Here is a 12,896-nt window from a genome sequence, read left to right on the forward strand (position 1 = left end):
CCTTTACAAATCTTAGTTCCAAATTTTATTTACCCATTCCGGATGATCAATAAAAGGATTACGATTATGTTGATATTTTGTAAAAATTATTTCATTACGCTTTCGCTCTAAATCATCGACCGGATCTTGTTCATTCCATTTTAGTAATACAGAGAGTTTCCCCATGTACGGATCTTTATTGTTATTCACCTTTTCATTTAGTTCCAAATCTATTTCACCGCTATCCCCTTCGTAACGAACAGCCATGTAAAACAGCATTCTAGCGATGTCTCCTTTTACGCTATCACGAGGTTCCCAAGAATCACTATCATATTTACATTCTGTCGCTTCCAAATGATTCACACCACCATTATCAAAATCCAGATTTCCACGTGAACTATTTACAGATACATCCGTCGCTCTTAAATGATGCAGATCTGTTCCAGGTCCTGCAGCCGTTCCAAAATCACCATGAGATTTTGCCCAAACATGCTCTCGGTTCCAGTTATTAACTCCTGAACCATTCGTAAGTTTCCCTTGCGAACGCCCAGTATATAAGAGTATTACATTGTTTTTATTATTTGGATCTTCATCCGTATCTCTTAGCGCTTCCCAAACCGCACTGTATGATAACTTTGTATGATCATCAATAATATTATGAAGTTCCTTCTTTAGTTCCAAACCCGTTTTTCCTATTGCATTATTATAATATGTATCGTCATAGCTTTTTACAATCATCTCTTGTGGTGATACAGAAGCTACTTCACCATGTATAGTATCTGTGAATGATAGAGATGCAGAACCTAAAATAAAGAATGAAGATAGTGTAACCATAGCAAGCTTTGTATTTCGAAACTTCATATACCCATTTCCCCTTTAAAATATAATTTGAAGTCATTTACTAAAAATGTTCTCCCTAAAACTACGAAAACGTTTAAAACTCCATTCCCCTTCTCTTTTTATTTAATACAAACCCCTATTCAGTCTGTATCATTTCCATACTTTTGGTTTATCTACTTTTCAAACAAATTCACTTTTCACAAGGAATATCCTTCCCTAGTAAAGATTATTAAACTATTCTTTACAATTAAAAAGTAGTTTAATGTTAACTTATAAATTTCAATTTTTTTATGCAATTATGCATATTTAATAAATTTTTCAAAAAAAACCGTGCAATAAAACAGATAGAGTCTAGGACAGCAATCGTACAAATCGAGATGATAGCTCGGCTCTTCCTTTTTCCATAACTGTCTTTATTTTTTGTGTAAAACTCTTCTTTCTCTGAAAAATAAGTACAAAAATAGATTGGATACCATGTAGGCACCAATCTATTTTTATTAAAGAAACTGTGTTAATTCTGCATTGACAACACGTTGTGCAGTAATGATAACACTTTCAGCTGTTATTCCATAAACACTATATAGTCCACCAGGTTGATTAGGAACAATTTGAACTTCATATTCTAATGCTTGTCCAAAAGCAGGATGAACTAAACTTAGAGTTTCAATAGTAGAAGCATTAGAATTCACATTGAAATTCACCTGTTCAATTAATACTATTGAACCGTCAAGTCTAAAAACTCTAGCTACTCCAGTAAGCGGGCCAGCAGTACGGTTAAGGATTTTCACCCTAACTCTATTTGCATTAGCAGGTTGATTTCCCAAGTTTTCAATAGGACCTGTAGTAAAAGCCATTTTACATTCACCTCCATTATATTATTACGATATTCAATGTTATATATTAACGCTATAAACTAATTACTCAATTTTTTTCTAAATAAAAAAGCTCATTTCTTATATTTTTCAATAAGAAACAAGCTTTTCTTTTTCAACTATCATTCCTAAGGTAAATCTATCTGTCTCGGAAACTTTTGGAGCTAATTGACATTTATGTTGAGCATACAACTACTTCTATTTATTTGGCATCGAAGCTATATACTTTTTAACTACTTCATATACATATTCTTGATTTGCCGCTGCTGTATTTGGATTGTATTTTCCGCCGTTTGTTTTATTGTTAGATAATACTCTAATTCCTAAAAATGGTACGTCATAAGCTTTTGCGATTTGCGCTGCAGCAGCGCCTTCCATTTCTTCTACAGATGTACCGTATTTTGTATGGAACCACTTAATTCTATCAACTTCATTATTCCAAACGTCTGCTGAACCTATCGTACCCTCAACCACTTTACCTTTTGTATATGTATCTTTCACTGCATTAGCTGCTGCAAGTAAATCCTTATCTCCCTCGTAGTATCGGATTTTCTCAGCATTTGGATCTTCTCCTGCACTTCCTTCAGAAGCCATTAAATCCATAGATATCCATTTTGTTGGCTCAATCCCTTGATTCTCATCCATATTTGTGGTTTTTAATGTACCTATATTTGCAACTTGTTTTCCTAACACAATATCAAATACGTTTAAATTAGGATCATGGCCACCCGATGTTCCTTGGTTAATAATCGCTATAGGCTTATATTTTTCAATAGCCACTGCTGTAGCAGCTGCTGTATTTTCCATTCCTTTACCTGTTTTCGCAACGATTACAGGATAATTGTCGACAGTTCCTTTATAAAATACAAATGTTCCAGATTTTTCTTCTTTCACATTTTTCAACCTTTTCGCAAAACTTTCAGCTTCTATCGGCATTGGCCCTTGAATTAAGATTGGTTTTTGATTGGTTTTTGCCTCAACTTGTTTCGGACTCGCATTACATCCCGCAAGTATCGAGAGTGACAATGCAGCAGTAGTTACTAGGGCAGCACATTTTTTCAACGTATTCTTCTTCATAAATAATCTCCTCTTTCTCTTGTTGTTTTCTATACTCGATACTTTTGGTCCAAACAAAAAAGTTCTAGAAATTGTAGAAGAATCTCTACTTTCTAGAACTACGGTAGTCAAAGTTAATGAAGCAAAAGACGAGGTCAATGCTTCATTATAGAACGGTAGCGGCTCCATACACAAACCGACCGAATACTTTAACCCGTAGTCCAGTTCTTTCATTGGGAACTAGGTAGAAACGCTCGGACCATATTACCGAGTATATACGAGTGATGTTATTCAAAATTATTATATGGATAATATAACAAACTATTAGTATAGAAGCAATATAAATATGAACATTATTTTATTTCACCCTAAAAATGTTCGTATTTAAAATGTTTTATACTGAAAAAATCTTTTTTTTTATGTTTTATACCGTAAAAAACATAATCCGTATACTTAATTAGATCATCCTACAACAACCGTTAAGAAACATCTATCTAAAATAAAAAGAAGTTCCATAATATTTAGAACTTCTTCCCCTATGTATATTTACTTCGTTATCTCACCAAACTGCGCTCTCGTTACTTTCGCCAAATCTTCCACTTTCAGCTCAATTTGTATACCAATTTTTCCGCCACTTACAATGATCGTTTCAAGTAATCGGGCGCTTTCATCGATACATGTAGAAAATAACTTCTTCATTCCGACTGGTGAACAACCACCGCGAATGTATCCTGACACTTTCGTAATATCTTTTACTGGAATCATTTCAATTTTCTTTTCACCAACTGCTTTTGCCGCTGCTTTTAAATTCAGTTCCTCATCTACCGGAATGATAAACACATGATAATTTTTACTATTCCCTTGAGCGACTAACGTTTTATATACTTCTCTCACTTCTCGTCCAATTTTCTCGGCTACTGACACGCCATCAATTTTCCCATCGTCTGGATCATATGACATCATCGAATATTCAATTTTTTCTTTATCTAATATTCGCATCGCATTCGTTTTATCTTTTTTCATGTGCTTCTCCTTAAAAGGTTATTTCATATTATTAAGTTTTCTTTTATTATACACCCTTTTCCATTTCTTCTACATAACTTCACGCATTTTTCAAAACTGAAAATATTGATATTTCAAAAATCATCTGATATAATTTGGAAAAACTTATGTTAAGGAGAGATTTGTAATGCGAAATTTTAATACTTCTTTCCAACTTCATCATCATACGTAACGCCGTGTATCCGAAGAAAATTTTTTCTTCGTGGGTACAGGGCTTTTCCTGTTTACCCACGAAGCGTTCATAAAGCTATGTGGGTATTTTTATACCCGCATAGCTTTTTTTAATTTAAAAAAGGAGTGATTACAGTGGAAATGAAAAATGTAAAAGGAACAAAGGACTATTTACCAGAGGAGCAAGTGCTGCGAAATAAAATTAAAAAAGCGTGTGAAGATACTTTTGAACGTTATGGCTGTAAACCGTTAGAGACACCTACGTTAAATATGTATGAACTTATGTCTTACAAGTATGGCGGTGGTGATGAAATTTTAAAGGAAATATATACACTTCAAGATCAAGGAAAACGTGAGCTTGCTTTACGTTACGATTTAACAATTCCATTCGCAAAAGTCGTGGCGATGAATCCAAATATTCGTCTACCTTTTAAACGGTATGAAATTGGGAAAGTATTTCGAGATGGTCCGATTAAACAAGGGAGATTTCGTGAGTTTATACAATGCGACGTTGATATAGTCGGTGTTGAGTCTGTCATGGCAGAAGCTGAACTTATGAGCATGGCGTTTGAACTGTTCCGAACGTTAAACTTAGAAGTAACGATCCAATATAATAACCGAAAATTATTAAACGGTATTCTTCAGGCGATTAACATCCCTACTGAATTAATGAGTGACGTAATATTATCATTAGACAAAATTGAAAAGATTGGGATTGATGGTGTACGGAAAGATATATTGGGGCGTGGAATTACTGAAGAAATGGCTGATACGATATGTAATACCGTATTATCTTGTCTAAAGCTTACAATTGCTGACTTTAAAGAAGCTTTCAATAATCAACTCGTTACCGATGGAATAAACGAATTACAACAATTACAGCAATATTTAATTGCTCTTCGAATAAACGAGAATGCTATATTCAATCCGTTTTTAGCACGAGGACTCACAATGTACACAGGTACCGTATATGAAATCTTTCTAAAAGATGGCTCGATTACATCTAGCATCGGTAGTGGTGGTCGTTACGATAATATTATCGGAGCATTCCGTGGTGATAATATGAACTATCCAACAGTCGGTATTTCATTCGGTTTAGACGTTATTTATACAGCACTCTCACAGAAAGAAACAAAACCCTCTACAGCGGACTTATTTATTATCCCACTCGGGACAGAATTACAATGCTTGCAAATTGCCCAGCAATTACGATCCACTACTTCATTGAAAATCGAACTTGAACTAGCAGGACGCAAACTAAAACGCGCCCTTAATTATGCCAATAAAGAGAACATCCCTTATGTACTTATTATTGGTGAAGAGGAACTTAGTGCAGAAACCGTTATGCTAAGAAATATGAAAGAAGGTAGTGGGGTGAAGGTTCCTCTTGCTTCTTTAAGTAATTATTTATAATAAAAACCACCCTCGTTTGGGTGGTTTTTCTATTTTATAGATAACCTATAATTAGTTTACATAAAATGATTATAATCTACTCAAAACTACAAATATATAATATCCAATTACCTATTATTTTTGGTAATATATAGATATATATTGTTTTAGGCTGATTAACTTTGAAAACCTACATCCAAGCACTAAAATGGACTACAGGGATCTATCATCTTTTATTACTTCCTTGTTATTATTTATTTCCAAGTCTTGTTAACCTATATGGGATACCTTTACTACTATTGATTGTTTTACATATCACTACTTTTTTATTAGCTAAAAAAGAAAGCATGAATACGTATCCTCATTATATCGGTATTATCGTTACTCTAGTTGCCTTCTTTCCTTATATAGCAATCGTTCTACATATTATAGCAGCAATCTTCCTTTTATTAGACGCTACTTCCACTACTAAAAATGAAGTTTTTAACTCATAGTAGGATAAATCGAAATTTTTATTACCGATGGTGTTGTCTATATTAGCACACACCAAAGTCTTTTTCACAAGTAGCACGCCTCCCGCTAACTCCTTTGCTTCAGTAAAGTTTTGAGGTGAATCGGCAAAGAGCAAAATCAGTAGCACACTCTAGCCTTATTGCTAATATCCAAAAAGGATTTACTTTTTAAGTAGATCCTTTTTTAATAGAAAAGCGAATTCCTTACTTTGGATTAATGAAAGAATATTCCGATTTATTTTTATAAAATTCTAAATATTTACAATAAACTCAAATTAACATACATTTTAGTTACACAAAAAAATCTAAGTTTAAAGGAGATGAATTCATGCTTAAAAAGTTGGTAGTAGGTGCAATGTTAGCTGCTTCATCATTAACTGTAGGATTGGGATCAGTATTAGCTAGTACCGAAAAGGATTATACGATTGCCTCTTTCGAATATGTAACTGTGGATGAAAAGGCTGTAGATTCGTTTCACAAATTGGGTGCTCCATCAAAGGAAGACGTAAAAATAACTTTAGTTCTACCGAAACAAAATCAAAATGGAGACTGGTTATCTTATGGATTTTCGAACAAAGAAAGTTTAGAGTCTTTTATTGAAAAAGATAAACAAAGGTTGAATCATACAATCACTCCCCTTGGTGTTGGAGGGAGCGGACCTGGTAGTACAGACTTCTATAAACGTACAGGTAGCGAGTATTTTTCTCTAAGTAGCGGTTATAAAAACTTGTCTCCTAGTTGGCAAAATCAAATTGTTTCTGTACGTACAGCAGCTCCTACTGCTAGCTATTCAACAACGCTATGGGAACGTACTTCAACTGAAGGATATGGAAAAGGTGTTGTTTTTAGACACGCTGATTGGTATGGTAAAACTGCAAACTTGAGTGACTTTTTAACTTCAGCAGTTGAAGTTAAAAAGTAAAAAAGTAAAAAACATAGAAATAAAGTGAAACTTTAATCAGTGGGGGGTTTGTTGATCCCCCACTGATTATTAGCCTTCACCAATCGGGCTTTTACGGGCAGCCCGATCCCCACCTAACTTCTTTGCTTCCACTGAATTTTGAGGTGGGGGGTCTTACTGCCCGTTAATGCGGGATAAAAGGTGTTTCCACATATGGAAACACCTTTTATTTCTACAACTATTTCACATATCTCTCCTATATCCATTTCAACTCTTAACTTTTATTTTGTGTATTTCTACTTTCCAAAACTTTCTCCATATTATGAGTTGCCCATTCCATCATTAATAGAATCATTGGACGAAGTGATTCACCAAGCTCAGTTAACGAATATTCTACTTTTGGAGGTACTTCGCGGTACACTTCGCGATGTATGATGCCATCTGCTTCAAGTTCTCTAAGCTGCAGTGTTAACATTCTTTGTGTGATATTAGGTTTTAATCTTTTTAATTCATTAAACCTCTTTGTACCATCTAATAAATGATACAAAATAACCCCTTTCCATTTCCCTCCAATGACCTCAACCATCGCTTCCACTGGACAAGAATATTTATTTAAAAATGGGTAATTTATATTATTTTCGTTTGAACAATCCATAATAAATCCCTTCCCTTAACATTAGTATCTTTTTTGATACTATACCACATAAATGTGCGTACTTGTTTCTATGTTACTTTAAAAATATAATTTGGTTACAAAATAAATTAATGAAAAGAGGAACTTTTATGACAAATATAAAAGAAATTACAAAAGAAAAAATTATGGAGGCTTTTCATTTCAGACATGCATGTAAAGCGTTCGATCCTATGCAAAAAATTTCAGAAGAGGATTTTAATTTCATTTTAGAAACAGGCAGATTATCTCCTTCTTCTTTTGGATATGAACCTTGGAAATTTGTTATCGTACAAAATAAAGAAGTAAGAGAAAAACTACAACCATATTCATGGGGTGCTGGTGGGCAACTTGCAACAGCTAGTCACTTTGTTATTGTTCTTTCAAGAAACATTAAAGATATGCATTATGATGCAGATTATATTAAATATATGATGAACGATATTATTGGATTGCCTGAAGACACTCAAAAAATTAGATATGAATTCTTCAAAAAGTTCCAGGAATCAGATTTTAACTTATTACAATCCGACCGTGCTGTATTTGATTGGGCATCAAAACAATCTTATATCGCTTTAGGTAATATGATGACGAGTGCAGCTCAAATTGGTATTGACTCTTGTCCAATAGAAGGATTTGATAAAGAGAAAGTAGATTCTTTACTTCGTCAAGAAGGCATTGTAAAAGACGATAATTTTGAAGTATCTGTTATGGTTGCCTTTGGTTACCGTAAAGAAGAGCCAAAGCGTGATAAAACAAGACAGACTACGGATATAATTGTTGAATGGATTTAGTAACATAGCACGCAAAAAATAATGCTCCTTATAGCTGTATACTCATACTAAAGAAGAATCAGTTGTTTTCTTACGTATGAATTTGTTTTTTCATGGAAAGATATGTTAGTATGTATACAGTTTGAGTACTCTATTTTTAGAGTCGAACAGGAGGAGAATGAATATGTCTGATATTGAAGTTGGCGAAGTGTTTACTCTTAGTGATGAGAATAATGAGGATCAGGAAGTAGAAGTACTTGGAGCGATGGATGTCGAAGGTGCAGAATATATTGCAGTTGCCTTCGTAGAAGACATTCAAACAGAAACTGAGGAAGACATTGATATCTTCTTTTTAAAAGTAGAAGAAGATAATGAGTTTTCATACATCGAAAATGACGAAGAGTTTGACAAAGTATCGGCTGCTTTTGATAAGATTTTGGATGAGCAAGAAGAGCAAGAGTAATATTCGTTAAAAACTCGAGGGGGATGCATATCCGCCCTCTTTTTTTTATTCATCACTTACCAAGCTACATGTATTAAAGAGACTTATGCAGCCATTCCAGTACATCTTTCATCGCAAAAGGACCATCTTTTTTAACTTGCTCCGCAAATTCCGAAACGAGACGTAGTGTTCTCACACTTTCGATTGGATGCTCTCCTGATGCACTTTCAGCAGAAAGCATCACTGCATTCGTCCCGTCTAGTACAGCTTGAAAAACATCGGTGACCTCTGCCCTTGTAGGAATAGAATGATCTACCATAGATTGAAGCATTTGTGTTGCTGTAATAACATATATATTCGTTCGATTACATTCACGAATCATCATTTTTTGTAAAAGCGGAATAATTTGATACGGCAATTCCACTCCTAAATCCCCCCTTGCAATCATAATTCCATCTGCTTCTTTACATATATCTTGAAAATTCTCGATTGCTTCCATCGTTTCTATTTTTGCAATTAAACTTGGGGACGTTTCTTTATGCTCTTGTATAAAATTTCGTATTTCCTTTATATGACTAGGTTTTCGTACGAAAGAACACGCAATAAAATTAACATCCTCTTCTAAAAGAAATTGAATGTCTTTTTTATCTTTCTCTGTAATAGCCGGTAAACTAACTGTCGCACCTGGTAAATTCACCCCCTTATGAGATGAGATATTACCACCTGTTTTGATCTTTGTTTCTATTTTTTCCTTACTTACCTTTTCAACAATTAATTCAACCTCTCCATCATTAATCAAAATTCTACTGTCTACTTTCACATCATTCGCAATACCTACATAATCCACACTTGCTTCTGTATTACTCCCTATGACTGGTTGCGTATGTAAAAGAAAAGAATCCCCGGCCTTAAGTGTAATTTGATCTTCCTTCATTTCACCTAATCTTATTTTAGGACCTTGCACATCACCTAAAATTTTAATAGAATCATCTAAAGATTTCACTAAACGAATGATGTCTTTATGACTTTCATGCGTGCCATGTGATAAATTTAGCCGAACAATTTTCATACCATTCTTTATTAACTGCACTAACGTTTCTTTATTATTACTTGCTGGTCCTATTGTACATACTCGATCAATTGTCATTCTTGCCACCATCCTTTTTCAGATAGGTTTCCCACAAAAATTTAAAAATAACATAGGGAATACAATAACAGCTTTAAACTTTACAAACGAAGTAATCCTACATACAAACGTAGAATTGCTTCGTACATGATTGATTTATACCGTGTTTCGTTTTTACCGTTAATACTCTCCTTTACTATCTTTTCTTTTTCCGCCGCTACAATTAATGAATACATAATCCGATTGTTTTGTATTACATTCTTCTAACTCTCTTTCATTACCACCCTACTTTTCATTCATGTGCTCTTCTATAAGTGTAAATCTACATTTACATGAATTTCATATTGGTAACCCTATTTCCATGTTCGCTAAGCAGTTAAAGCTATATTCAAATTATTAAAATGAAGATATGTTAAATCAAAAGTAAAAGAAAAGTTAAGTATCGGATAGGTTGTTGAGAGTTTCGAATTTTTCGTATATTGTATGAGTTGAGTTCGAACTCAAAAATTAAAAAAGGTGGGAAAATTAGTGAATATGAAAAAATCTTTAGCGGTGACAACTTTAGGGTTAGCGGTTTTAGGTTTTGGTTTTACTAATAACGCAAGTGCCTCAGAGGTGGGTGCTGCAGACAAGCAGCCTGTTTTAGTTGACTTTGATACAATTCAATCAGCAAAAACATCCAATGTTTCTAGTTTGACTGTTGCAGCTGCACCTAAGAATGATTCTAACATTAGCGTCTATACTCCCTTTTTTGGTAACCCATATGCAGTTGCTAAATCGAAATCAACTACGACCGAAGACTATATTTATGCAAAAGCAAGGACTTTCAATGGCGATGGCTCATTAGTGAATACGAAAAGTAATAATGCAAAAAAATCATCTTATGTAAGTGCTACAGCGACCAACACAAGCGTTTATTATGGAGATGATTACGCTATTGGTAATCATACCTATAAATTAAATGGTTATAATGATGTGAATCACGAAACAAAAGCTTCCTGGTAAGAAAGAGAAAAAAGATATGCATCTTGCATATCTTTTTTCTCTTATATTTTAAATATATTGAGGTGTTATTTATGAAAAATATATATATCATTATCGGTTTTTTACTTATTTCTTTCTTTACAATGTATGTTTTGTTCCATGCTTCAATTATACAACCTTATACACCTTCCAAAGAAAATAAGAGAGAGAAACAAACCAATACTATTTCATACGGCTTGAAGGATAATCAAGGCCAACATATTAACAACGGTAGTGAAATTACTAGTGAGAATAATACAATTAACGTATCGTTATCCTTTATACATAATATTGACGAAGACCGAAAGTATGGATTAATTGTTCTAGAAGATTACGTACAAAAACCTTTCAAAATAGAAAATACTGTAAATGAACTATCACACTACTCTTTCGATATGAAACCAAATAGTTCGATTACTACGAAAATCTCTTTACACACTTCTCCTAACGCAAGCGAATTAGCCTTTTTAATTATTAAAAAACCTGAATATAAGTTAAAAGATAATGACTTACATAAAGCGTCTATACTAGAAGAGATTTTAAGTATGCGATATTCAATACATCATCCTCATAAAGAAAGTGAAACATTAAAGTTTACCCCTATACAGCCACATACTATTTTAAAAGATGGTCTTTATGAGCCATTATTTGTTACGAGCAATGAAGAGAAATTACAAACGGTATTTTCTGAAAAGGAAGGTGAAACATTAACTTTATCGAACGGAAATGAAACAAAAGATGAAATAGCTTATGCAATCGTGGCCTTTAAAGATTGGGAACAAGTTGAATTATTCCATAATAAAAACGTCGCTTATACTACAGTGGCACCAGAAACGAGACAAACTTTTACTTTCACACTACCTACAGTGGAACAGGAAAGTAATTTTCAACTAGTCGCATTCCCATTTCCTTATAAAGTTAGTGAAGATCATTATGTCAGTCAACAAGCATACGGTTCATTTCGTATCGTAATTGAAAATAAAAAATAAATATGTTCCCACTTTATACAATTACAACAACGTAAAAAGCCTACTCACACAAGTAGGCTTTTTCATACTACGATAACTTCGTCAATAACTGATTTAAATCTTTTTTCGTTTTCGACGTTAACGACTTCATTTTCGTAATATCGATCTTTTCTTTTTCCGCGCCTACAATTAACGGATACATACTTTGACCGATTGTTTTAGAATCCGTCGGATGTGATGCTTCCAACTCTTTTTCAATGACATCCCACTTCTCATTAATTTGTTTTCCAAGTTTATTTACTGTTTCTAATTTAGGGTTAGCAGCTAATTGCTTGTCTAAGCTTTCAATTAATGCCACAACTTCTTTTACATTTGTTTTCACAGCTACACTTTTCTTCGGATCTTTAGTAGTCTTTCCACTTGTCGTTTGGTCTGTCGTTTTCCCGCTAGTAGTTTGATCGGTTGCTTTGCCACTTGTAGTTTGCTCATTCGTTTTTCCTGTCGTTTCTTTTTCTTTTGTCGTTTTGCCGTTATTTTCTGTTCCAGATGATTCTTTTGTATTTTTTGCATCCTTATCTGTTTTTTCATTTGAAGAAGTATTTGTTTCTTTTTCAGTATCTTTCGTTGTTTTTGACGCTTCATCTGTACTTGTCGTTTTTGTTTCTCCTTCATTTTGTGCTGTTACTTGCTCTTTCTTTTCTGCCTCTTTATCTGCTGATGGACTACAAGCTGCCATAGTAAGCATTGTACCAATTGTTATCGATGCGATAGCGACCTTTTTCATTTTCATATAAATCCCCCTATGTTTACTTAATTTATCCTCCCCTTTACGATTCTATTTCCCCTTAAAAAATCCCTTTTCATACGAATCACCATCTTTCCGACAGTAATCTTCATAATAATACGTACAAAAACTGATAAACCGATTTGAATATTCGAGTTTCTTCTACTTCATTTTTCCTCTCTGCTGTAAAAGAAAAAGAGTATATTGTCACATCAAGAATTACTATCCTCATATGACGATATACTCTCCTATCAAATTTTTCTCTTTCTTGACATTTTATTTATACAAAAAAATATAAATATCTTAATTTTTTTGTTTCTCAACT

General features: G+C 33.6%; 14 protein-coding genes and 1 riboswitch. Of the genes, 7 read left to right on the plus strand and 7 right to left on the minus strand.

Features of this window, described 5'->3' with window-relative positions; all coding sequences use genetic code 11:
• Positions 1–12: 12 nt before the first annotated feature.
• The 4 genes from F0362_RS16145 to ybaK form a co-directional block, all read right to left on the minus strand.
• The gene (locus F0362_RS16145; protein WP_149889881.1) at positions 13–840 is read right to left on the minus strand and encodes an endonuclease I family protein; all 828 of its coding nucleotides are present in this window, start codon (positions 838–840) and stop codon (positions 13–15) included.
• 476 nt (positions 841–1,316) lie between these two features.
• Positions 1,317–1,673: a hypothetical protein gene (locus F0362_RS16150; protein ID WP_000896124.1), complete on the minus strand. Its 357-nt coding sequence runs from the start codon at positions 1,671–1,673 to the stop codon at positions 1,317–1,319.
• A gap of 216 nt (positions 1,674–1,889) precedes the next feature.
• The gene (locus tag F0362_RS16155) at positions 1,890–2,768 is read right to left on the minus strand and encodes a 5'-methylthioadenosine/S-adenosylhomocysteine nucleosidase (RefSeq protein ID WP_000742447.1); all 879 of its coding nucleotides are present in this window, start codon (positions 2,766–2,768) and stop codon (positions 1,890–1,892) included.
• Positions 2,769–2,944: 176 nt separating this feature from the next.
• Positions 2,945–3,048: riboswitch (purine riboswitch) on the minus strand.
• 245 nt (positions 3,049–3,293) lie between these two features.
• On the minus strand, positions 3,294–3,770 hold the full coding sequence (ybaK, locus tag F0362_RS16160; protein ID WP_000710868.1) for a Cys-tRNA(Pro) deacylase: 477 nt from the start codon (positions 3,768–3,770) through the stop codon (positions 3,294–3,296).
• 345 nt (positions 3,771–4,115) lie between these two features.
• Between ybaK and F0362_RS16165 the strand changes: the two genes are divergently transcribed.
• From F0362_RS16165 to F0362_RS16175, 3 genes are all read left to right on the plus strand, one after another.
• The gene (locus tag F0362_RS16165; protein ID WP_000425306.1) at positions 4,116–5,393 is read left to right on the plus strand and encodes a histidine--tRNA ligase; all 1,278 of its coding nucleotides are present in this window, start codon (positions 4,116–4,118) and stop codon (positions 5,391–5,393) included.
• 161 nt (positions 5,394–5,554) lie between these two features.
• Positions 5,555–5,866: a hypothetical protein gene (locus F0362_RS16170; protein ID WP_044810051.1), complete on the plus strand. Its 312-nt coding sequence runs from the start codon at positions 5,555–5,557 to the stop codon at positions 5,864–5,866.
• 346 nt (positions 5,867–6,212) lie between these two features.
• A complete protein-coding gene (locus F0362_RS16175) occupies positions 6,213–6,806 on the plus strand; it encodes a hypothetical protein (protein ID WP_000914493.1) in 594 nt (197 codons plus the stop codon).
• A 253-nt stretch (positions 6,807–7,059) separates the two neighbouring features.
• On the opposite strand, the gene F0362_RS16180 is transcribed toward F0362_RS16175, so the two are convergent.
• Positions 7,060–7,440: a winged helix-turn-helix transcriptional regulator gene (locus F0362_RS16180; RefSeq protein WP_000340657.1), complete on the minus strand. Its 381-nt coding sequence runs from the start codon at positions 7,438–7,440 to the stop codon at positions 7,060–7,062.
• A 110-nt stretch (positions 7,441–7,550) separates the two neighbouring features.
• On the opposite strand from F0362_RS16180, the gene F0362_RS16185 reads away from it, so the two are divergent.
• On the plus strand, positions 7,551–8,249 hold the full coding sequence (locus F0362_RS16185; protein ID WP_073990651.1) for an NAD(P)H-dependent oxidoreductase: 699 nt from the start codon (positions 7,551–7,553) through the stop codon (positions 8,247–8,249).
• 157 nt (positions 8,250–8,406) lie between these two features.
• The gene (locus tag F0362_RS16190) at positions 8,407–8,691 is read left to right on the plus strand and encodes a DUF1292 domain-containing protein (RefSeq protein ID WP_002039126.1); all 285 of its coding nucleotides are present in this window, start codon (positions 8,407–8,409) and stop codon (positions 8,689–8,691) included.
• Positions 8,692–8,764: 73 nt separating this feature from the next.
• Here the strand turns inward: F0362_RS16190 and F0362_RS16195 are convergent, their stop codons facing one another.
• Complete coding sequence (locus tag F0362_RS16195; protein ID WP_000151137.1) at positions 8,765–9,817, minus strand: pyruvate kinase; 1,053 nt, start codon at positions 9,815–9,817, stop codon at positions 8,765–8,767.
• Positions 9,818–10,324: 507 nt separating this feature from the next.
• Between F0362_RS16195 and F0362_RS16205 the strand changes: the two genes are divergently transcribed.
• Positions 10,325–10,801, plus strand: a complete 477-nt coding sequence (locus tag F0362_RS16205; protein ID WP_001056341.1) for a hypothetical protein — start codon at positions 10,325–10,327, stop codon at positions 10,799–10,801.
• Between the two features lie 71 nt (positions 10,802–10,872).
• A complete protein-coding gene (locus tag F0362_RS16210; RefSeq protein WP_000790516.1) occupies positions 10,873–11,808 on the plus strand; it encodes a hypothetical protein in 936 nt (311 codons plus the stop codon).
• Between the two features lie 67 nt (positions 11,809–11,875).
• Here the strand turns inward: F0362_RS16210 and F0362_RS16215 are convergent, their stop codons facing one another.
• Positions 11,876–12,577 (minus strand): hypothetical protein, encoded by a 702-nt coding sequence (locus F0362_RS16215; RefSeq protein WP_000782529.1) that lies wholly within the window; start codon positions 12,575–12,577, stop codon positions 11,876–11,878.
• Positions 12,578–12,896 lie beyond the last annotated feature (319 nt).

It is taken from the genome of Bacillus sp. BS98, from assembly GCF_008432245.1.
Taxonomy (GTDB): Bacteria; Bacillota; Bacilli; order Bacillales; family Bacillaceae_G; genus Bacillus_A; species Bacillus_A toyonensis.